Consider the following 21,831-nt stretch of genomic DNA (forward strand, 5'->3'; position numbering starts at 1 on the left):
AGACAATCGTGCTATCGATCATCATATATCCGTTGTCACGATCGGCGGCCAGATGCCGGAAAACCTGCTCGATGACACCGCTTTCGCACCAGCGGCGCAGACGTCTGTGAACACTCTTCCAATCCCCGAACCGCGCCGGCAGGTCACGCAAGGGAATGCCTGCACGGTAGCGATACAGCACGGCTTCCACAAACAGACGGTTATCGGCGGCCGTTCCGCCGACATGACCTTCACGACCCGGGAGAAGATCTTTTATCCGTTCCCACTGGCTGTCACTCAGGCCATATCGTCGCATTCATTCTCTCCCTGAAAACCGAGAGAAAACATCACAGATCAAATGCGGGTACAAGCCTCATAGCGCAAGATGCTAACTGACGACACGCCCTAGGCCATCAGCCTCGCAGCCATGGCGAGGTCGTTGCGGCCCATAGTTGGCTAGCACACTAGGCACAACGTAGCGGCAGGCTCCGCCTCAAAGGGCAATACCGGAATGTTAGCCGCGCGTGCGAACGCAGCCTTGCCACAAGGTAAAAGCGGACATTCCGTCCCAATTGTCATTCTGACCGGCATCTTGGCTACGTGGAATGTGCGCCTATCCACTAATTCACGCGACTATGCGCACGACGACCTATTGATAACCGTTGATTATCACTCTACGGTTTCAGCAATGGAGGAGCAGGCATGACCCATCCCGGAATCCTTGTTCGCCAAGAGTGCCTTGATCCCAACGGCCTGTCCGTCACCAATGCCGCACGGGTGCTCGGGTGCAACCGTCAGACTCTCAGCAACCTCCTGAATGGGCGGTCCGGCATCTCGCCGGAGATGGCGCTACGCCTTGAAAAGGCATTCGGCACCTCCGCCCGGTGCTGGATGGAACGGCAAATGAACCACGAACTGGAAACGGTCATGGCCCGCGCCCATGAGATCGAAGTCCGGTCATTTACAAGGCGCCCCTCATGCACATGAACCGCGCGACAATTACAGCAGGCAGCAAGTGATCACAGGCACAATCAAAACCCAGATAGACCAGATCTGGAACGCGTTCTGGTCCGGCGGGGTCTCCAACCCGCTTTCCGTGATCGAACAGCTCACCTTCCTCATGTTCATCAAGCGGCTTGACGACCTCCAGACGGTTGAGGAGCGCAAGTCAGAAGACCTCGGCCTTCCCATCGCCCGCCGTATCTTCCCCGAAGGGGCCGACGACAAGGGCGAGCCCTACGACAATCTCCGCTGGTCCCGCTTCAAGCATTTCGAGGCCCGAGAGATGATGCGCATCGTGGATGAGCACGTCTTCCCCTTCCTGCGCCAGCTAGGTGAGGAAGGATCGTCCTACGGCACCCACATGAAGGACGCGCGGCTTGGTTTCTCCAACGCCAACCTGCTGGCCAAGGTCGTGCAGATGCTCGACGACATCCCCATGGACGACCGTGATACGAAGGGCGACGTCTACGAATACATGCTGGGCAAGATCGCCAGCGCAGGCACGAACGGCCAGTTCCGCACGCCCCGCCACATCATCGAGCTGATGGTCAACATCATGAAGCCCCAGCCCGGTGATACCATCTGCGACCCGGCGGCAGGCACCTGCGGCTTCCTCGTGGCGGCGGGCGAATACCTGCGCGGCCACCACCCGGAGATGTTGCGAAAAAAGCAAACCCGCGACCACTTCCACAACAGTATGTTTCACGGCTTCGATTTTGATGCGACCATGCTGCGGATCGGCGCGATGAACATGACCCTGCACGGGGTCGAGAACGCCGATGTCTCCTACCGCGATAGTCTGGCCGAGGAACATGGCACCGACGCGGGCGCCTATTCCCTGATCCTTGCCAACCCGCCCTTTGCCGGATCGCTCGACTATGACACCACGGCCAAGGACCTCCTGAAGATCGTCAAGACCAAGAAGACCGAACTGCTTTTCATGGCGCTCTTCCTTCGGCAGTTGCGGATCGGCGGGCGCGCGGCGGTGGTCGTGCCGGACGGGGTGCTCTTTGGTTCGTCGACCGCTCACAAGGACATTCGCAAGATGCTGGTCGAGGAACACAAGCTCGACGCCATCATCAAACTACCCTCAGGCGTCTTCCGCCCCTATGCCGGTGTGTCCTGCGCCATCGTGGTCTTCACCAAGACCGGCGTCGGCGGTACGGAGGGCGTGTGGTTCTACGACATGACGGCGGACGGTTTCAGCCTCGATGACAAGCGGACGCCGCTGCTGGATGCGGAGAAGCTCGGCGTCTGCCCAGCGCAGACGCTGACGGACGAGGAACATGCGAAAAACAACCTGCCCGACATCCTCGCCCGCTGGGGTGATCGGGACGCCGAGGCCACGCGGCTCCGCACCGCACAGAGCTTTGTCGTGCCCGCGGCGGACATCATCGCCACCGGATCATGGGACCTGTCGCTGAACCGCTACAAGGAGATCGAACACGAGGAGGTCACCCACGCCGCCCCCGCCGAGATCATCGCCGAGCTGCGCGCGCTGGAGGCCGAGATTGTCGAGGGGCTGGATCGGCTTGAGGGGTTGTTGGGATGATCACGCGAGAGATTGTACGAGCCGCCTTTCCGGTGGTTCCTCTTGATGAAGTCGTGGAATTTCTCGATCACAGGAGAAAGCCTGTTAAACAGTCGGAGCGCGTCGAGGGAATTTACCCATACTACGGCGCGAATGGCCAACAAGGTACTATTGACGGATACCTTTTCGACGAGCCGCTAGTTTTGGTTGCCGAGGACGGCGGACACTTCGGAGATCCCGACCGTGGCATCGCTTACCGTGTGAATGGGAAGATTTGGGTGAACAACCACGCCCACGTCCTGCGCCCAAAGGCGTGCATCGATATTAGATTCCTCACCCGGGTGCTCGAAAACTACGATGTCGGCCCCTTCATTAATGGTAGCACTAGGGCCAAGCTGACTAAAGCTCAGGCCAAACGTATAGAAATTCCTCTCCCGCCGCTGGAGGAGCAGAAACGGATTGCGGGGATACTGGATCAGGCAGCAGATCTCTGCCGCCTCCGCACCCGCGCCCTCGACAAACTGGACACCCTCGGCCAAGCCATCTTTCATGAGATGTTTGGGGATGTGGCACAGAACTCAATGGGTTTTCGGAGGGGAACAATCGGCGACCTGGCTGCAGAAACCCAATACGGGACAAGTGAGAAAGCCAGCGAAACTGGGCCACTTCCAGTATTGCGAATGAATAACCTGACATATGACGGCCGAATGGATCTCGCGTCTCTGAAATACATGGACCTCAAGGCCTCGGATTTTGCAAAATACACGGTTGTCGCAGGCGACATGCTGTTCAACCGCACCAACAGTCCTGACCTTGTAGGAAAGACCGCGGTCTATCGAGGGCAGTCGCCTATGGCCTTTGCAGGTTATCTTGTCCGACTGCGTGCAAATGCGGAGGGGAACACGGAATATATTTCGGCGGTGCTGAATTCGGCTTATGGAAAGGCCACCCTGCGCGGAATGTGCAAAAGCATTATCGGCATGGCCAACATCAATGCTAAAGAGCTGTGCAAGATCTCGCTGCCGATCCCGCCACGCCAATTGCAAGACGCTTTCTCCAACCGACTGGCCGAGGTCGACAAGGAGCGACTCAAGTTCGAAGCGGCAATAGCCGAAAGCAACACCCTCTTCGCCTCCCTTCAACACCGCGCCTTCCGGGGAGAGCTTTGATGCGAGGTGAGTTTCTGGGAGTCCAAAGCCTTCTGATGGCCGAGGTCTTCGAACCTTTGTTTGAGTTCATTGAAGAGAACGAAATCGAGGTCGAAGACCTTTGGCTGGACATTTTTCAGTCGGCATTGCCAAGGCCCGCGCCACCAGTCGAACCAACCTACCAAGATTATAATGATACCGGCGCAATTTATCTGCCCGAAGATATTGATAAATGGATCGCATTTGAGGAGGCCATGGAGCGATATCGGGCTGCTCTCGAACCCTTTAACAACTCCAATCCAGACGACGAGCTCGCCCGGGATTATATCTGCGATTTCTTCAACGACGCCCCCTCGGAGTATGCCATTGTCGAAACTCTGGAAAAGGCCTTCAAACCCTTTGACGACGCCGGTGGTGATCAACTGTCGAACACGTACTTCGTTGCCGTCCAGACTTTCATTGAGAAGTTCAGCCTTCGCTATGATGTCCGCCGACCGTCCTTCAATCGTAGGATGGCGATATATCCAACGCTTCCAGGGCTATTCACAAAGATGCTGCGAGATCTGAAGTTATCCAGCGCTCAAGATGCCGCTCTGGCCGAGCTAATGGTGGCCTTTGAAGAGTCAATCCGAGATCTGCACGACGAGCGGTCGCCTCGGAAAGTGAAGCAGTGCATTGCGGCTCAGTTCAATCTGCTCGAAGCTATGTTATCCCAGCACCCAAATATACTTGCCTATAATGCCGCTATGGAAAACCGCATTCCGCAAGGCCAGAAGGCGAACACCTTCGGTGCAATGTGCAACAAGGCGGGTGTGTGGCCTCACAACAAGGTCATGGAGGCCGCAAAAGCCATCTATGGCTTTGCGTCCGACTATCCGGGAATTCGCCACGGCGGTACTCCAGCCAGCCAACTGCGTGAAGTTGATATGCGCGATCTCCTTTCGATATCTGTGATTTTGACAGGGCTTTCCCCTTATTTGAGTCCCTCCATGGATCCAGAGAAGATTTATTTGGATTGAGGATTGCATGACCACCAGTTTTACCCGTGCTGCCAAAATTTATTCCGTCCAAAGGGAAATATGTCAGCTCGTGACCACAGGAGCCGATTTCTCTCTTGATCAAGCTATTCTGGGTGAAACGGAATTCGATTTTAAAGGGGCTGATACATGAGCCAGTTCAGTTTTCTGTCAGCAGACTTTCCAGCTCTCTTTAAAACGGCGAGCAAAGCCGAGACCCACGCGTTGTCTGACCCAAGGGGCGCGTGCTTCTGGGCGCGGCTGACGCTTGAGACGGCGCTGAAGTGGCTCTACCGGACCGACCCGGCGCTGCGGACCGTCTACACCGACACGTTGGCCGCGATGATTGCAGAGCCGAGCCTGGCGGCGCTGACCGGCCCCGCCGTCGTCATCAAGGCCCGTTACATCAAGGACCAGGGCAACCGCGCCGCCCATGACACCGGCAAGCCGCTGAGCGCCTATGATGCCAGCGCCTGTGTGCGCGAGCTGTTCCATGTCTGCTACTGGATTGCCCGGACCTACGCAAAGATCAAGCGCCCGGACCCGGCGCTGACCTTCGATGCTGGGAAGTTGGAGAAGTCGCTGACAATCACCGCCAGCACCGTGGCGCAGATTCAGAAGATTGAAGCGGACATCAAGGCCGAGCGCAAGCGCGCGGCGGACGCCGAGGAAGCCCTTCGTGCCTCTGAAGAGGGACGCGCCAAGCTGGATGCGGAGCTAGCCGCCGTTCGGGCGGAAATGGCCGCACTGCGCAAGGCCAACAGCACGGTGCAGGACGACCATGATTACGGCGAGGCCGAGACCCGCGACAACCTCATCGACCTGCTTCTGAGCGAGGCGGGCTGGCCTCTCGATCAAGAGCGGGACCGGGAGTTCGCCGTGACGGGCATGCCCACCCAGAGCGGTGACGGTTACGTCGACTACGTGCTCTGGGGTGACGACGGGAAGCCTCTGGGTTTGGTCGAGGCCAAGCGAACGAAAAAAGACAGCCGGACGGGGCAGCAGCAGGCGAAGCTCTACGCAGACTGTCTGGAAAAGCGATACGGTCGCCGCCCGGTAATTTTCACCAGTAACGGCTATGAGCACTGGATCTGGGACGACCAGGCCTATCCGCCGCGACGGATCTCGGGGTTTCTGAAGAAGGATGAGTTGCAGCTGCTCTTGCAGCGTCGCGAGAACGTCCGCCCCTTGGCGAAGGTCGATGTAGACCCGGAGATTGCGGGGCGCCATTACCAGCAGCGCGCCATTCGCCGTGTGGGGGAGGCTATCGAACGCGACGCTCAACGCAAGGCCCTGCTGGTCATGGCCACGGGCAGCGGCAAGACCCGGACCGTCATCGCCCTGATCGACCAGCTGATGCGCGCCAACCGGGTGAAGCGCGTGCTCTTCTTGGCCGACCGGATCGCCTTGGTGAAGCAGGCACACGGAGCGTTCAAGACGCATCTGCCCTCGACGCCCTCGGCCAACCTGCTTGAGCGACACGACACCAAGAAGAATGACCACGCCGGAGCGCGGGTCTGCCTATCGACCTATCCGACAATGATGGGGCTGATCGAAGAGAGCAAGGGCGGCGAAAAGCGTTATGGCCCTGGTCACTTCGACCTGATCGTGATCGACGAGGCGCACCGGTCGGTCTACCGCAAATACCGGGCGATCTTCGATTACTTCGACAGCCTGCTGGTCGGTCTGACCGCGACACCGCGCGATGAGATCGACAAGGACACCTATTCTCTGTTCGGGCTCGAGAAGGGCGTGCCAACCGACGCTTATGACCTCGATGATGCCGTGGGCGATGGTTACCTCGTACCGCCGACTACCATCTCCGTGCCGCTGAAGTTCCAGCGCGACGGCATCGACTACGATCAGCTGACCGACGAAGAGAAGGAAGCCTGGGACGCCATCGAGTGGGACGAGGAAGGCACAGAGCGGGACCGCGTCGAAAGTGCCGACCTGAACAAGTGGCTTTTCAACAAGGACACGGTCGACAAGGTGCTGGAGCACCTGATGCGCAACGGGATCAAGGTCGAGGGGGGCGACCGGCTGGGCAAGACGATCATCTTCGCCAAGAACAGCAAGCACGCCCGGTTCATCGTCGACCGCTTTAATGAGGCCTATCCGTACTACAAGGGGCAATTCGCCCAGTTGATCGATTACAGCGTCAGCTACGCCCAGTCGCTGATTGACGACTTCTCCGAGGCGGACAAGGCCCCACACATCGCGGTTTCGGTCGACATGCTGGATACCGGCATCGACGTGCCCGAGGTCGTGAACCTCGTCTTTTTCAAGATCGTCAGGTCCAAGACCAAGTTCTGGCAGATGGTCGGTCGAGGCACCCGCCTGTGCCCCGATCTGTTCGGGCCAGGCGAGGACAAGCAGCAGTTCGTCATCTTCGACTACTGCCAGAACCTTGAGTTCTTCCAAGAAAACCTCAACAAGACTGATGGTCCCACGGCCAAGCCGCTAGGCGAGCGACTGTTCGACTCACGCGTCGAACTGATCGAGGCCCTGGCAGACGCTGGCGAGCCGCACGAGGTGCTGATCAAGGACATCAAAAGGCGGCTCCATGACGAGATACTTGGCATGCCACTGGACAACTTCATCGTCCGGGCCAAGCGGCGGAGTGTCGAGAAGTTCCGCGACCCGAAGGGCTGGGACAACCTGACCCTCGACGACCGGCTGACGCTGATCGAGGAGGTCGCCGGGCTGCCAACGGCCTTCGAGGATGGCAATCTGCCCGCTAAGCAGTTCGACCTATTGCTTTTGACCACACAGCTAGAGCTGCTAAAGCAGACCGGAGCCTTCACCCGGCTCCAGATGCGGATCATCGACTTCGCTTCAGCGCTGGAAGGCATCGACAACGTGCCTCTCGTGGCGAAGGAAATGGAGCTGATTCTCGACATTCAGACTGATACCTTCTGGGAAGACATCACACCGGAGATTCTGGAGACCGTGCGTCGACGCCTTCGACACCTGGCTGAACTCATCAAGCCTGCGGAGCGCAAGGTGGTCGTCACCGACTTCGAGGATGAAATCGGCGAAGGGACCGAGGTCACCATGCCGGAGGTGGGCAGCGGCGTGGACAAGGCGCGCTTCAAGATGAAAGTCCGTCGCTTCATAGACGATCATCGTGACCACATCACCCTGATCAAGGTCCGCCGAGGTGAGCCCCTGACCAAGCAGGATCTCGAAGAGCTGCAGCGCATACTGATCGAGCAGGAAATCGCGAATGATACCCTCATCGCTGACCTCGACGTGGAGGGAGGCCTCGGCCGCTTCTTGCGGTCATTGACTGGCTTGGACAAAGCTGCCGCGAAGGAGGCTTTCAGCACATTCGTGGGGCTACACCAGTTGAATGCCGACCAGACCGAATTCCTAGACTTGGTTATCAATAGTCTAACGGAGGCTGGATATGTCGATCCGGCCAGCTTCTACGAGAGTCCGTTCACCGATCTGGACGACATGGGCATCGCCGGTCTCTTCGACCGAGAGCAGGCTAAAGAGATTATTCAGATTGTGAGAACTCTGAACGACGCTGTTGCTGCGTGATGAACTATTTCTCATTGTTGCATATCAAAAACACATCTCTTATGCCCACCAAAGCAGCTGCCCCTAGATATAAATTCTGGGCCCATTCACTGTGACACGTCGATGCGGCGCTCATAATCACGCACGAACTGGCGTCAGAGGATCATTGTTAGGCAGGTAGCGTTATAGGATGATGATCGCATCATAATGACGAGACGTTTAGTGTCCGCAGGTGGCATTTTTGGTCTCTCCACCTGCCCTGTCGTGCGTTCAGTTCCCACAATGTTGCCGCGCAGAAATCTACTTATCGATGTCGGCTTAAGGGAACATCGCTTACGGACGGAATGTCTGGGATGAGGCGTAAGCCGCCTCGGCATAGTCGACGCACTGCTCAGCCCGCGAACCGCTCCCGGTGCCTGCGGACGTAGAGCAGATGCGGGTGATAGGCAGGATCCCTCGGCAGGATAATCCGTTCCATTTGTCGACCAAACAGACTGCTCAATTCGCTCGGGATGCGGTTGTGAGCGACGAGCAGGCCCAAATCGTCCGTCAAAGAGATGAGATGGCGGTCAAAGAGCCAGTGGACTGTTGCCGAGAGAGCGATGCCGTTCCTGACGATGTTCGGCCCACCGTCAGCAACCGCTTGGATATGGGCCGCCTGTGCCTCCGCCTTGCCTCCGCCGTTGATGAGCCGCAACCCGGTCACACAGCAGCGTCCATCGTACGCATCAATGACTTGGCGACGGAAGGCAGCATCCCTGATTTGGCGGTTGACAAGAACCTGCTCAATGCGTCGGGCCTGGTCTGGCGGCGGTGCCTCTAGCAGATCGCGCGTCGGTTGGTCCACATGGATCGGATCGAGTTCGAGCCGCCGCGCATTGGTGGGCGCGAGCGTGGCATCGAGCCCCCTCCGGACAATCGCACCAAAGTCAGCCGGCGAGATCGTCCGGATCGATCTACCCTGCAGGGCGGCGCCCCGTCTGGTAGGTTCAAGCGCTCGAAGGCGTTCCTCGAACGGCCCGTCGGGGCCCTCCAACGGAACGACAGTATCGAATTCGAGGTAGCCCTCCATCCTGGCGTAGCTATAGCCTGGCCGGGCGGGATCGGGTTCGACGGCAATGACCTTGGCGACCGCGACGTAGCCACTGCGGCCGCCGTTGCGACGAGGTTCCCGATAGAGGATCCAATCCCCGAGGCAGTCCAGTGCGGTGAGCAGGTAACGATCAGGAAAGTGGTACTTCGAGACAATCTCGTCATCATAGGTCGTACCGGCGCGAGTATCGAATACCCCGTTCACTCTTTGCCCTCCGCTGCTTGGAACCGACGAGGATAGGCATGTCTCAGTTCATAGCAATAGCTGGCGTCCGCAGCACGATAAACTTGAATAGGTTATGTCCGCTATCCGATGCGCTGCCTGAAGGTCGTTATGTCAAAAGAAGGCGACTGTTGCATGTCTGCGCCATTCTCGCTGAATAGATGGGTCCCCTTCGTATCGGGTAAAAAACAGGTGGATGATATGATAAAATAGCGTTTCTTCAAGTGATTAGAAAATAATATGAATTGAGTATTACTCTTAATTTGATCCAGAGAGCGAGGCGATTAATGCAAGTCAGGGACTTAATGAAACCCGATGGACGCGTATTTTTAAAAAGCGTTTTTGGTCAAATCAGTGACGAATGGCCATGTGTTTCATTCTCTCGCTCTTCCGTAGGGACTATGCTGAGACAGGAGTTTGTCCCTGGGCGTGATATTCTGATCTATGTCGGAACACTTAATGGTAATCTGACCGAAGATCCCGAACATCGTGGCCGACTGCTCGCAGCTGTCATGATCGAACCAAGTCAGGTACTTGAAACGCGCCGGATCATATCGAAAAATTTCTGGTCGAACTTAGGCGAGCAGTGGCCCCACGCCATGGCTGTTCTCAAGGCGGCAGTAATGGAAGGGCCGCCTTATCCGAAGGCTCATGACGTCATTCCAAACGCCTATCGCCAGTTCGCGCTGATGGAAAACCGCGGGGGCATTGTCGAAGCTATCGGCAAAGAGCGCGCAGCGGTTATGGCGTTGCCGATTACTCCGTTGGCACTACATTTATCGCCTGATGTGCAAGCTTATATCAACATCCGGGCCAGTGTTTCCGAAACGCCCAAAAGTATCCGTGAAGAAGCAACGCGGATGGCCGACCTCATTATCAATCGTGTGCGTACCGGTGGCACCCAACGCGTTGTCACCAATGCCAATCGCACGGCTCCAAACATATCCGATCTTTTCTCAATGCTGACTCGAAAATGGCAGGTCGATCAACGCGGACTATGCGCCCTATGCGGTGGTCTTCTGTTGCCGGGAACAAAGAATAAAATGCTTCAGCCCTCTGCGGACCGAATAGATAGTAATAATGAATCATATGATGAACAGAATGTTCACATAACTCATCTGGCCTGTAATCTGGCCAAAAATAAATATGGAACTGACGAATTTGAAGAATGGCTCATGGCTCTGCGTGGTAATGACCTACGTAGCGAATGATAGAATGATAGAAACCGTTTCTTTTTATTGGTTTGATGAAAGTTGAGCTGATAGCCGAGCACAATTGTCTATATGAGCTGTGCATGTCCGCTATACGAAAAAAATAACCACGAGCACTGCAAGCCTCGAGTGAGGACGCAAACGGGCATCGCGAACGTGAATTATCCTTCCGACACAACATTCAATGGAAATTTCGTGCCTTAACCACGATATTTTCTCGCAAGCGACCCTGTTCAAGGTCGGAGAAAGCGTGCAACGACCGATTTCCCACATCGGCCAGCAGAAAGGAGAGATCCATAATCTCACGCGCTACCAGATGCACCACCTCCCCTTCCTTCTGCAACCGTCCGACAACCCCCAGCATCTGGCCTGACAGGACCACACGACGAAAGCGCTCGAACATATCAGGCCAGATGATCACGTTGATCGCCGCTGTTTCGTCTTCCAGCGTCATGAACACCACCCCCTCGGCCGAACCGGGCCGCTGACGGACCAGCACCAATCCTGCCACCGACAGGCTGCTCCTGTCCCGGGCCTCCAGGGCCTGCCGACACGTCACCATCCCGCGTTCGATGAGATCAGGGCGCAGGAAAGCCACGGGATGATCCCGCAGGGTCAGGCCGGTGCGGTTGTAATCGCGCGCGACCTCGGCCCCGTCCCGCATGGGCTGGAGCAGCACATCAGGTTCTTCCGCTTCACGCATGACGGCGGCTGCGGCAAACAGCGGCAGGGGTTCGTCACGTAGTGCCTTGATCGCCCAAAGCGCTTCGCGCCGGGCCAGACCCAGCCCCGGCCGGAAAGCGTCCGCCTCGGCCAGATGGGTCAGGGCTACCCCCTTCACCCCTGCCCTGCGCCACAGATCGTCGACCGAGGCAAAGGGCCGGTCGCCCCGCGCCGCCACGATCCGGGCCGCATCCTCATTGGCCAGCCCTTTCACCAGGTTCATGCCCAGACGGACGGCAAACAGCCCGTCATTCCGCTCCGGGCCTTCAAGTATGCTGTCCCAGCGCGAGGCGTTGATGCAGACCGGCCGGATCTCGACCCCGTGCTCGCGCGCGTCGCGCACAAGCTGGGCCGGGGCGTAGAATCCCATCGGCTGGCTGTTCAGGAGTGCTGCCAGAAACACATCCGGATGGGTGCATTTCATCCACGATGACGAATAGGCCAGAATGGCGAAGCTGGCGGCATGGCTTTCGGGAAAGCCGTAACTGCCAAACCCCTCAAGCTGCTGGAAGATACGCTCGGCAAAGGTCTCGGGATAACCGCGCGCCGTCATGCCCTCGATCAGCCGCGTGCGGAAGCGCGAGACCGTGCCGGTATTCTTGAACGTCGCCATCGCGCGGCGCAATTGATCAGCCTCGGACGCCGAAAACCCGGCGCAGACCATGGCCACCTGCATCACCTGTTCCTAAAACAGCGGAATGCCCAGCGTCTTCCTGAGCACCTTTTCGAGTTCCGGTGTCGGGTAGATTTCCTTTTCCTGCCCGGCCCGCCTGCGCAGATAGGGATGCACCATGTCGCCCTGGATGGGGCCGGGCCGGACGATGGCCACCTCGATCACCAGATCATAGAACACCCGGGGCCTGAGCCGCGGCAGCATGGACATCTGCGCCCGGCTCTCGATCTGGAACACCCCGATCGTGTCGGCTTTCCTGATCATGGCATAGGTGCGCGGATCCTCGGCCGGGATGGTCTGCAGCGTGTAATGCTGCCCCTTGTGTTCAGCCAGAAGATCCAGTCCCTTCTTCATGCAGGTCAGCATGCCCAGCGCCAGCACATCGACCTTCATGAATTTCAGGACATCGATATCGTCCTTGTCCCATTCGATGATCTGGCGAGCGTCCATGGCTGCCGGTTCGATCGGCACCAGCTCATCCAGCCGATCATGGGTCAGGACAAACCCGCCGGGATGCTGCGACAGGTGGCGCGGCACGCCGATCAGGCAGCGCGCCAGATCCAGCGTCAGCCGGATGCGCCGGTCGGACAGGTCGATCCCCGTCTCATTCAACGCGCCCTCATCCAGCTTCCGCCCCCAGCCCCAGATCTGGCCGGACAGGGTACGGATCAGGTCTTCGGGCAAGCCCATGACCTTGCCGACATCGCGCAACGCCCCTTTCGCGCGATAACGCGTCACCACGGCGGTAAGGGCAGCGTGGTTGCGGCCATAATGACCATAAATCCACTGGATGACCTGCTCCCGGCGCGCATGTTCGAAATCCACGTCAATATCGGGCGGCTCGCGGCGCTCTTCGGAGACGAACCGTTCGAAGAGCAGCGATGTCCGTGCCGGATCGATGGCGGTAATGCCCAGCACGTAGCAGACAGCGGAATTGGCCGCCGATCCCCGCCCCTGGCACAGGATGCCCTGTGATCGGGCGTAACGGACGATGCTGTGGACGGTGAGGAAATACGGCGCGTAATCCATGCGCCCGATCAGGGCGAGTTCATGGTCGAGGGTTTTCCTGACCTCGGGCTGAATGCCCTCGGGATAGGCCGTTGCCGCCCCTTCCCAGGTCAGGGCTTCCAGCGCCTGCTGCGGCGACTGGCCCGGGACGGACACCTCGTCGGGATACTGGTAGGCCAGGTCATCAAGGCTGAAGCGGCAGCGCTCCACGATCTCCATGGTCCGGGCCACCGCTTCGGGATAGCGGCTGAACAGCCGGGCCATTTCTGCAGGCGGCTTGAGGTAGCGGTCCGCATGGCGCTCACGCGCGAACCCGGCTTCGTCGATGGTGGTGTGGTTGCGGATGCAGGTCACCACATCCTGCAGGATGCGCCGGTCATGGGTGTGGAACAGCACGTCATTGGTCACGACCGCTGGCACCCGCGCCTGATGGGCGATGTTCGCCAGTTCATACAGCCGCATCTGGTCATTGGGCCGGCGCCGCAGGGTCAGCGCCATGTAGGCCCGGTCGGCAAAGGCGTCCTGCAGCTTGCGCAGATGCAGGGCGCAGGCATCATCCGCCGTATCCGGGAGCAGGATCACAAGGAGCCCTTCGCCCCATGCCACCAGATCCTCCCAGAGCAGATGGCATTTCCCCTTCCCCGCCCGGGCCTTGCCAAGGGTGAGCAGCCGGCACAGGCAACCATAGGCGGCTCGGTCCGTCGGATAGACCAGCACGGGCGCGAAATCGGCCAGATCGAGACGGCAGCCCACGACCAGGCGGATGCCGGTCTCTTTCGCGGCGACATGGGCCTGCACCATGCCCGCCAGGGAATTGCGGTCGCAGATGCCCAGCGCTTCAATGCCAAGGGCCTTTGCCTGCTCGAACAGTTCAATCGGTGAGGACGCGCCGCGCAGGAAGGAGAAATAACTCGTCACCTGCAGTTCGGCGTATGGCACGCTCATTCAAAGAGACCGTGCAGGAACCAGCCCTGCGAACCGGTCTCGCCATGTTCGCCATCCCCGGTCCGGTAAACCCAGAATGTCTCCCCGCTCCTATCTTCCACCCGGAAATAATCCCGCACGGTGGTCAGTTCAGCATCTCCTTTCCACCATTCGCCAAACACGCGCTCGGGGCCATCAGCGCATCTGATCCGGCGGCGGATGCCGCGCCAGATGAAGAAGACCGGCGGATGGTCGGGCAGCACTGCCATGGTCTGGATCGGCTCAGGACGGGGCAGCAGGCGCGTGGGGCGTGGCCAGTGATCCGGCCAGTCCTTTGCGTCTTCGGGTGCGAGGGCGGGCACGCGGCAGACAGCCCGTTCGGGCGCGTCGCTTTCCACTGGGGCAAAGCGATACAGGGCCTGCGTGCCGACGCGGTTGGCCAGGGTATCGATCAGGTCGGAGACGTCGGCCTCTTCCTCCTCGATCAGGGCGGATACACCCTGGCGGTGCAGGATCGGCTCGGCCAACGACGCGGTCAGCACCATGCGCTCGATCCCGAAGCCCGGATCGATGGTCTCGATCCTGTCACAGAGCAGACGGGTTAGGCGTCTGACGTCCCGCACCGGCATGGCCGTTGCCACGCGGACGGCCTCGGTGCGGCTGTCCACCCGGTGCAGCAGCAGGTCAAGGCGGCGCACGCCCTGCTCGCGTTCCTCCAGCCCGGCGCACAGGGGCGGCACGAGTTTGGTGATGTAGCGGGCTATGGTCTCGGCGGCGCTGATCGGTTCGGCAAAGTTCTGGCTGACCTGCACCGGCGCCTGCAGCCGGACCGGGACAATGGCTTCCGCCTGCCGCCCGAAAGCCTGGTCCAGCCTGCGGGCGACATCCGGACCGAAGCGCAGGGTCAGCGGCGCGCGCGGCATGCCGGCCAGCGGGCCGATGCGTGATATGCCCAGTCCATGGAGACCATCGATGAGGTCGGCTGGCATGCGCAGGGCTTCGATGGGCAGGTCGGTGATCGCTGCCGCCGTTTCACCGGGCGGCACGAGGGTGATGGGTCCCCGGCCATAGCGCGCCAGCGCATGAGCGACACCCCATGTATCGGCAATCGCGGCCCGGGCCGTGATCCCGGACTCCTTCAGGCGCGTGACCATGTTCTCCAGCATGACGGCCTCGCCCCCATGCAGGTGATCGGCACCCGTCGTATCCAGCACGATGCCGTCTGGCGGATCGGGGGCCACGATGGGGGCGATGCGGTGCTGGAACCATAGCGCCAGCCGCTCCAGCCCTGCCCGGTCACCGTCCGGGTCGGCATCCATGATGAGCAGATAGGGATGGAGCGCCTGCGCTTTCGCGACAGGCGCGCCGGGACGCAGACCCAGCCTGCGGGCGGCGAGATCGACCGACAGGATGACCCGTCGCCGCCCCGACCGCCCGGCCAGCACCAGCGGGCGGTCAGGCGCGGGCGCGTCGGTCCCCAGCCGCTTCCTGAGCCGGTCTGTCGGCCAGAGCGGCAGGTAGAGCGAGACGACACGGCGCCAGTCTCCCTTTGGCATCACAGGCCTCCACTTCGAAATCGGCGCATTCGCCCGCGCGGGCACGGATCAGTTCCAGCAGCCAACGGGACCGGCCGACGCCGGGCACTGGCAGCGGCACGGATGGCAGGACCGAGACCCGCCACCGGGTGAACGACGCCGTGGGCTGGCCGAAATCCGCGGCATCCGTCTGCCGCCGCCAGCGCCGTATGGCGATGCCCAGCGCCCCGGATGTCTCGGCCGCCAGTTGCAGGCGGCGCGAGGCGGTCATGGACAGGCGGGCGACCTCGGCGACAACCGCGCCCAGCCCCTGATGGCGCAATGCTTCCTCGAAACAGGCCAGGACATCGACGTCCGAACTGGCCGCAACATAGATGGTCCGTCGCGCCGACAGGCCGACCTGCTGCAGTGCCGGGGCATACAGGTCCTGGCGGTTGGCGATCCACAGCACCTTTCCGCGTGTTCGCGCTGCGATCCCGGCGGAAAACAGCCCGGATGCCGCTGCATTCAGGGCGTCATGGCCGCCGCCTGCCACCTCATGCAGCGCACCTAGCGCCAGGCCGCCATCTGGCAGGCGACCGTCAATCTCGGGCATGCCGAAGGGCAGTACTCCCCGCCTGCGCCGGCCCTGGCCTTCGAGGCGGCTGACCTGTGCTCTCAGCGCCTCCAGCGCGGGACGGGGTTCGGGTGCAGGCATGGGGTCGGACAGTCCATTCGGGTGTTTCTGACACAGAATCAGTGATTGTGTTCGTTATTTGTTCTGGTACGGTGACGAATGTCAACCCATCCTGGAAAAGCGGCTGTGATCCGGACGCGGGCACAGGCTTGCCGTCCGATCTAGGCTCGATGAAAACTGTCTGGATTGCAGGGGTTTATCAGGAACAGTCCGGCCATCCCCTTCGTGCAGGGTGGATACCGTCCGGCAGGACACCCATATCCGGACTCGCGAAAGGACGGCGTGATGTGCAACCTCTATGCGATGACCAGCAGTCAGCAGGCGATCCGGGAGGCGGCCCGGGTCATGACCGACCGCACCGGCAATCTCCGCCCCCTGCCCGAGATCTGGCCCAACACCATGGCGCCCATCGTGCGGAACGCGCCGGATGGGCGTGAACTGGTCATGGCGCGCTGGGGCATGCCCACGCCGCCGGGCTACCTGAAAGGCCACAGGGTCGATCGGGGTGTGACCAATATCCGCAATCCGACCTCGACCTGGTGGAAACGCTGGGAAAGTGTCGCGCATCGCTGCCTGGTGCCGCTCACGGCCTTTTCCGAACCGGAGCGCCTGCCGGATGGGACCAGCAGGCCCGTCTGGTTTGCCCGTAGCGATGGGGAGCCGCTGGCTTTCTTTGCAGGGATCTGGTGCCGGTGGACGTCAGTACGAAAACTGGCGGATGGCGAGACGACGGATGACCTGTTCGGCTTCCTGACCACCACTGCCAATCGGGAAGTCGGCGCCATTCATCCGAAAGTCATGCCGGTCATCCTGACCCGGCAGGAAGAACTGGATCTGTGGATGATGGGGCCCTTGGACGATGCGCTACAACTACAGCCCCCCCCCCTGCCCGACAACGCCCTAAAGATGGTACATGCTCCCCCGGTAGGCAGTTATTAAATGACACCTTTGGCGGGGGGGAAGGTGAATGTCCGCTATGAGTGAGGAGTGATCAAAAGCTGCCACTAGCAGTGCTAACATTCATAAATGCTTTTATTCCTATAACGAATCCCTCCCCAACCGGACTACCCATATCGTGCCTAGAAATCGCAGGACCGGTGGACCGCCGCTGGTGCAGCGGTATTTTTCCAATGTGCGAACCGAGGCCCCAATCAGTTCAGCGGCTTCGCCCCTAGCAGATAGGTGCGCAGGATGCGGGCGGGGGACCTGAGTAGGCGTGCAGGTATAGCGACTTCTAGTGTTGATCATAAAAACATCCCTGTCGATGTGGCCTGTTTCTGGATTGAAGTGAGGCCGGTAAGATGAGGCTGACGGGAAAGAAGCGGCCTGGGAGTGGAGGAAATGACGTGCGCGAATTTCTCCACCCCAAAGGCGTGATGGGGCATAGGATGAGAGCGGAAAAGATGACCAAATATGTTGAGGCTTGACATCAGACATCGGCATGTCTTGCAATCAAGAAAAATCAATATGGTTATTGGAATGACTATGGTCCAAAGTAGGATAATAAATCCGATGATATATTTGGAGTATCGCCAGTGCCGAGGTTGCCACCTGAATTGTCCGCGCAGTTTGATCGTGAGGAAGAAAATGCTCTTGCGCATATTGCGCAATTTAAAAACATATCTGAGATAGATAGTATCGGATGTGTAGAGTGGACGGTAATTTATGAATATGATAAAAATTCTAAAGTAGATAAATTTTTCTATTCCGCCATTTTAAATGAAAATCAAACAGAGGCTGCCTTATCTCGTAAAACGTGGGATCTATCTGTAGGTCAGGGAATGCCAAGCTTTACACAGAGACACGACATGAGGGGTGGTGATATTACCACCTATGATAGATTTGGGATGGATAACGTAGAGCCACTTGTATATTGTCGTAATTTCCATGGAATTAAACCAGATCAATTTGACCTAAGTGAAGAGTTTCGCCTTTTTCATAATTTATACTTTGACAAAAATAGTAATAATTTCATTTATATAGATGGGCGGGGAAATGAGGTTATTGTCGCCGAGATTGGAGACAAAAAAGTTCGTGTTCTGACTTCATTTTTGAAAAAATATCTTGCTGCCCGTCAGATGAATTTAGCTGTGTTTTTTGATCATAGGGCGAATTCTGATCTTTCTCTTTTAGAGGTAAATAATTTAGTCGAGCCTGTCGAGTTTTCATCAAAAGATAGATGTTATTCTTTAGGGTTTGGTGATGGAATTATTTCTGGGAAGACGTTCTCTCGACTTCTTGGAAAAAAAATTATTTATGCGCCTCCTATAGAGGCATGTGGCGTATGGCCCTATGAGGATGCAGAAAAAAAAAGAATATAAAGAATTCATTGTTGGGATTGATGCCGAGGGGAATCTTATAAAAAATACATGTGACCCAGATTGTTTAGCAAATTACTTTGGATCGAACGAGGAATATTCACATTATTTAACTCCTGTATGGTTTTCTCGTGATGTTTTGGAGAAATACTATAATAATCCTGGAAAATATTCTGTTGAAGACGGTTATGTTAGGTGTGGATCGTTGTGGGGCATCCAAATAGACAACAATATACCTGATCATGTCATGGTTTATCTAGGTGATCTTGGGCGGGATTTGTCATCTGAAGAGCAAAGACATTGGGTTAATTATAATTTGACTCCTAGTGACAGAATGCCCAGCAAAGTAAATTTCGAACGTTCGTTCAATGCGAAGTTTTCGATACCAAGTGAGCCTGATTTACTATTTAAATATTTATATCAAAAATTAAACGAAAAATGGATGAAGAAAAATGGATGGCCTCTATTTAGAGAAATTCATTCCGGAGATGCGCATATTATAAAGCAAGTTAGGCTTTTATTTGCCAACAACTTGGGAGAATTTGATCATCAGATACTATTTTTAGTAAAGCTTTTGATTGATTATTTGAATGAATCTCAGTTGGTGAGCGCGTGTGGAGGAGCCCTTCCCGACGAAAAAGGGATTGGAAAATTGGAGCGGTATCTTACGAAATACAATTATCCGCATCGGGTACGAGATATTAAGTTACTGCGATTATTACAGAATTTACGTTCTAGTGGCGCTGCACACGCCAAAGGGGGGCGTTTTGATCGAGTACACAAGGATATTGGTCTTGACAAAAAAACAGCGCCTGAAGTTTTCCGAGAAATAATGGAGAAAATAAATAAAATGCTAAATGATATCCATGACTTCTTTTTTTAATGAAGGCGATTAAAAATTACGAAACTAAAATATATATTCATATATTATATTTCGAGAATTCTAGAGGCAGTTAGGCCTTGATATGGCCTGCTGTGCAGCAAGGATAATGACGGAGAGGAGTTACGTGGTGTAATAAATGGGCAACCAAATCGTGGAGTTCGTCGACCGGCATCAAATAGCAAGAAGTAGGATGGGGCAAAGCGCCGCGAAGTCCATCGATAACACGATGAGCTATTGTCCGCTTTTCTCGAACTCCGACCACAAGCCGACCTTCCGCTTTTGGCCAACTTGGTCGTGAGAGATCGTGTGTCTTATGTCCGCTATGCGGAAATCGATACGAGCCACCGTATGTCCGCCATGAAGGCGTCTGCCGCCTGTCCGCTTCACGTTCCTTGAGCGGACAGGCAGTTCAGGGGGCAAACGGAAGGTCGGCTTTGGGGCATTCAACGACAAATAATAACGGGTTTTCCTTTTTTTATAATCGTGACGTTCATAACATACCTAATATGGTCGCCGCAGGGTAATTTCAGATCCTATTTAAAGCATCTCATTGAAAAACGAAAAATATTCTAACTTGCATAATTCTTCTCCCACATGACTGATTCTATTCTCTCTTGAATTGCATACGCAGCCGCCAAAGCAATGGCGTGCTCTGAAGAGAGTCCAGCCATGTCTACTACGCAACGGCGATCAGTGCTGCCGTCGGCTCGTTCGACAACGATAAAGATACTTGAGAGAGCCGCTGCCTCGTCTGTCCCAAAGACATTGGTAACGGCTAGCGTGTATCTAGCTGGCAATATAATGCACCTTCGCATGTCTTTCGCGCAAGATTTAAGCAGATCGAGACGGGATTTAAAAAGATCATTTACATACTGCGAGATGGATTCTTTTTTCCCAAGTTCGTTGCACCACGCAACCCAACCGCTGGATGTGATGGGCATCATCACCAGCGGACACGTCGGAATTGCAGCTTTCCGGGCTTTGTTTTCTCGAATCATCCACATTTCGAAGCTATCTAATAATTCAATGCTCAAAGCATGATGATTACGAAACAGAAACCATTCATGTCTCGAGATCTGAGGCAACGTTTTTGCGACGTAGACCGATGTTTCTTTATCTGCATAAGATTTAGATACGACGCTTTGGGAAAGGAGCTTCTCTAGAAATTGACCACCAGGTACTGGCCGATTATAACTCACGTTGCCGACCTTAAATTGTTTTTCGGCGAGTGGGCCCTTTGTCCGATCGGCCTTGGATGCTGGTTGCGTAAGCTTTTCCACAAAGCTGTCGGTAAAGGCCTCCCAAGATGCCTTCAGCCGATTAAACTCGTTGAAAATTGTTCTGACTTTGAAGGGTTGCATGGGGCTAAATATAGTGCCATCTTCACCGTCGAGATAAAAGTAAACTCCACCCACAACGACAGTATCAATGTGGCTTGTGTCCTGCCGAACTCGATTTAAAACTAGATTACAGAGGTATTCATGATCAAGTGATGAATAGTTATTATTAATAATGAGCAGCACGGAGCATTTAGTGTCGGAAAATTCAGATCTGGATTGTTTTAGCTGATCATTTGCTTTCTTAACAGCCGTCTGAATAGGGCCTCTCATGATACTATCAAATTGTCTTTGATTACGAGCCTGAAGATTGTCACGATCGAGAGTGATCGCAAGCTGGTCTGGATTTATTTCCTCGAAAAGCTTATGAATTTTCTTCTGTCGCCCGACTTTATCGAGACCTTCTTGGTCTAGGAATTTGAGTTCAATGAGGGCCTCGCCTAGCCGGTAGTCTGCCCCGACCTTATCGCGGCGATCATGGTCTGGATGAAGCCTGCTTCCGCCAGCATTTACAATTACGGTATCCAAGTCAGTCTCGGTAATAGGAGGAATTTTAAAGGACTGAGTTTCACTCATTTCAACGGTATCCCATTTTTAGAATGGTAGGCGGTAGTCATGACCCTGTCCCGAACGCGCTGACAGCTCCTCATCTTGATATATGCTATCTGGGTGTGGTGACCAAAAGACTTAGTGAGGAGGATCCGCTCGTTCGTATAGCTTTTGGGGTTTAATAAGCTATCTTCAATTGCTGCCGTGCCGCCATTCCAACGATGTGATTATGAGCCACTGGCTTCGCGGTTAATCACGTGCCCAATGGCGTTGGCGCGTTACCGTACGCATTATGGAGCGTCCGCTATGCGGAGCGCTGCTCACAGCCATCTACGTCCGACATGAGGGCGATAGCCGACATTACAATGAAGGACGCGGGACGGAGATCGTCCCTGCATCGCAAAGCCAGACTGGCAACTCGCACCGACCTGGTTCATTATTTATACGATGAATCCGTTTCGTTTGCCCGACAACGACC

Annotated in this window: 15 protein-coding genes and 1 pseudogene; 10 read left to right on the plus strand and 6 right to left on the minus strand. The window is 56.5% G+C overall.

The features are described from left to right. Positions 1-295: transposase (locus HNO79_RS15655; protein ID WP_214165846.1), on the minus strand; the 295-nt coding region annotated here is incomplete at its 3' end. Positions 296-681: 386 nt separating this feature from the next. On the opposite strand from HNO79_RS15655, the gene HNO79_RS15660 reads away from it, so the two are divergent. From HNO79_RS15660 to HNO79_RS15685, 6 genes are read left to right on the plus strand one after another with little or no spacing between them, the layout of a single operon-like run. Further along, complete coding sequence (locus HNO79_RS15660; protein ID WP_214165847.1) at positions 682-966, plus strand: HigA family addiction module antitoxin; 285 nt, start codon at positions 682-684, stop codon at positions 964-966. Positions 967-994: 28 nt separating this feature from the next. After that, positions 995-2,533 carry a type I restriction-modification system subunit M gene (locus HNO79_RS15665; RefSeq protein ID WP_214165848.1) on the plus strand — a complete coding sequence of 513 codons (1,539 nt, stop codon included), beginning with the start codon at positions 995-997 and terminating at the stop codon, positions 2,531-2,533. Then, positions 2,530-3,681, plus strand: a complete 1,152-nt coding sequence (locus tag HNO79_RS15670; protein WP_214165849.1) for a restriction endonuclease subunit S — start codon at positions 2,530-2,532, stop codon at positions 3,679-3,681. The genes HNO79_RS15665 and HNO79_RS15670 overlap by 4 nt, the downstream gene beginning before the upstream one ends. 35 nt (positions 3,682-3,716) lie before the next feature. Beyond that, positions 3,717-4,679, plus strand: coding sequence for a hypothetical protein (locus HNO79_RS15675; RefSeq protein WP_244987582.1), 963 nt, complete (start codon positions 3,717-3,719; stop codon positions 4,677-4,679). A 7-nt stretch (positions 4,680-4,686) separates the two neighbouring features. Next, entirely contained in the window at positions 4,687-4,830 is a 144-nt protein-coding gene (locus tag HNO79_RS15680; protein WP_214165851.1) for a hypothetical protein, read from the plus strand. Then, positions 4,827-8,222 carry a DEAD/DEAH box helicase family protein gene (locus HNO79_RS15685; RefSeq protein WP_214165852.1) on the plus strand — a complete coding sequence of 1,132 codons (3,396 nt, stop codon included), beginning with the start codon at positions 4,827-4,829 and terminating at the stop codon, positions 8,220-8,222. Before HNO79_RS15680 ends, HNO79_RS15685 begins: the two co-directional genes overlap by 4 nt. 370 nt (positions 8,223-8,592) lie before the next feature. Here HNO79_RS15685 and HNO79_RS15690 read toward each other — a convergent pair whose 3' ends face one another. Continuing rightward, positions 8,593-9,498 (minus strand): HNH endonuclease, encoded by a 906-nt coding sequence (locus tag HNO79_RS15690; RefSeq protein WP_214165853.1) that lies wholly within the window; start codon positions 9,496-9,498, stop codon positions 8,593-8,595. Between the two features lie 323 nt (positions 9,499-9,821). Between HNO79_RS15690 and HNO79_RS15695 the strand changes: the two genes are divergently transcribed. Next, positions 9,822-10,727: a hypothetical protein gene (locus tag HNO79_RS15695; RefSeq protein ID WP_214165854.1), complete on the plus strand. Its 906-nt coding sequence runs from the start codon at positions 9,822-9,824 to the stop codon at positions 10,725-10,727. Positions 10,728-10,908: 181 nt separating this feature from the next. Here the strand turns inward: HNO79_RS15695 and HNO79_RS15700 are convergent. The 3 genes and pseudogenes from HNO79_RS15700 to HNO79_RS15710 all read right to left on the minus strand — a co-directional run bounded on the left by HNO79_RS15700 (position 10,909) and on the right by HNO79_RS15710 (position 16,287). Further along, positions 10,909-14,076 (minus strand): annotated as a pseudogene (locus tag HNO79_RS15700) (error-prone DNA polymerase). Further along, positions 14,073-15,611: a Y-family DNA polymerase gene (locus HNO79_RS15705; protein ID WP_275954938.1), complete on the minus strand. Its 1,539-nt coding sequence runs from the start codon at positions 15,609-15,611 to the stop codon at positions 14,073-14,075. Before HNO79_RS15705 ends, HNO79_RS15700 begins: the two are co-directional and overlap by 4 nt. Continuing rightward, entirely contained in the window at positions 15,511-16,287 is a 777-nt protein-coding gene (locus tag HNO79_RS15710; protein WP_214165855.1) for an ImuA family protein, read from the minus strand. The genes HNO79_RS15705 and HNO79_RS15710 overlap by 101 nt, the downstream gene beginning before the upstream one ends. Before the next feature lie 264 nt (positions 16,288-16,551). On the opposite strand from HNO79_RS15710, the gene HNO79_RS15715 reads away from it, so the two are divergent. From HNO79_RS15715 to HNO79_RS15725, 3 genes are all read left to right on the plus strand, one after another. Continuing rightward, a complete protein-coding gene (locus HNO79_RS15715) occupies positions 16,552-17,205 on the plus strand; it encodes an SOS response-associated peptidase (protein ID WP_214165856.1) in 654 nt (217 codons plus the stop codon). Between the two features lie 617 nt (positions 17,206-17,822). Next, entirely contained in the window at positions 17,823-18,587 is a 765-nt protein-coding gene (locus tag HNO79_RS15720; RefSeq protein WP_214165857.1) for a hypothetical protein, read from the plus strand. Further along, entirely contained in the window at positions 18,559-19,467 is a 909-nt protein-coding gene (locus HNO79_RS15725) for a hypothetical protein (protein ID WP_214165858.1), read from the plus strand. Before HNO79_RS15720 ends, HNO79_RS15725 begins: the two co-directional genes overlap by 29 nt. A gap of 569 nt (positions 19,468-20,036) precedes the next feature. Here HNO79_RS15725 and HNO79_RS15730 read toward each other — a convergent pair. Then, positions 20,037-21,380 (minus strand): hypothetical protein, encoded by a 1,344-nt coding sequence (locus tag HNO79_RS15730; protein WP_214165859.1) that lies wholly within the window; start codon positions 21,378-21,380, stop codon positions 20,037-20,039. Positions 21,381-21,831: the final 451 nt, after the last annotated feature.

It is taken from the genome of Komagataeibacter oboediens (assembly GCF_018491655.1).
GTDB lineage: Bacteria > Pseudomonadota > Alphaproteobacteria > Acetobacterales > Acetobacteraceae > Komagataeibacter > Komagataeibacter oboediens.

Excerpts from the sequence above, each read along its gene's own strand:
- HNO79_RS15660 (WP_214165847.1), top strand. The coding sequence starts at position 682 with ATGACCCATCCCGGAATCCTTGTTCGCCAAGAGTGCCTTGATCCCAAC.
- HNO79_RS15670 (WP_214165849.1), top strand. The coding sequence starts at position 2,530 with ATGATCACGCGAGAGATTGTACGAGCCGCCTTTCCGGTGGTTCCTCTT.
- HNO79_RS15675 (WP_244987582.1), top strand. The coding sequence starts at position 3,717 with ATGGCCGAGGTCTTCGAACCTTTGTTTGAGTTCATTGAAGAGAACGAA.
- HNO79_RS15680 (WP_214165851.1), top strand. The coding sequence starts at position 4,687 with ATGACCACCAGTTTTACCCGTGCTGCCAAAATTTATTCCGTCCAAAGG.
- HNO79_RS15685 (WP_214165852.1), top strand. The coding sequence starts at position 4,827 with ATGAGCCAGTTCAGTTTTCTGTCAGCAGACTTTCCAGCTCTCTTTAAA.
- HNO79_RS15695 (WP_214165854.1), top strand. The coding sequence starts at position 9,822 with ATGAAACCCGATGGACGCGTATTTTTAAAAAGCGTTTTTGGTCAAATC.
- HNO79_RS15705 (WP_275954938.1), bottom strand. The coding sequence starts at position 15,611 with ATGCCAAAGGGAGACTGGCGCCGTGTCGTCTCGCTCTACCTGCCGCTC.
- HNO79_RS15710 (WP_214165855.1), bottom strand. The coding sequence starts at position 16,287 with ATGCCTGCACCCGAACCCCGTCCCGCGCTGGAGGCGCTGAGAGCACAG.
- HNO79_RS15715 (WP_214165856.1), top strand. The coding sequence starts at position 16,552 with ATGTGCAACCTCTATGCGATGACCAGCAGTCAGCAGGCGATCCGGGAG.
- HNO79_RS15725 (WP_214165858.1), top strand. The coding sequence starts at position 18,559 with ATGAGGATGCAGAAAAAAAAAGAATATAAAGAATTCATTGTTGGGATT.
- HNO79_RS15730 (WP_214165859.1), bottom strand. The coding sequence starts at position 21,380 with ATGAGTGAAACTCAGTCCTTTAAAATTCCTCCTATTACCGAGACTGAC.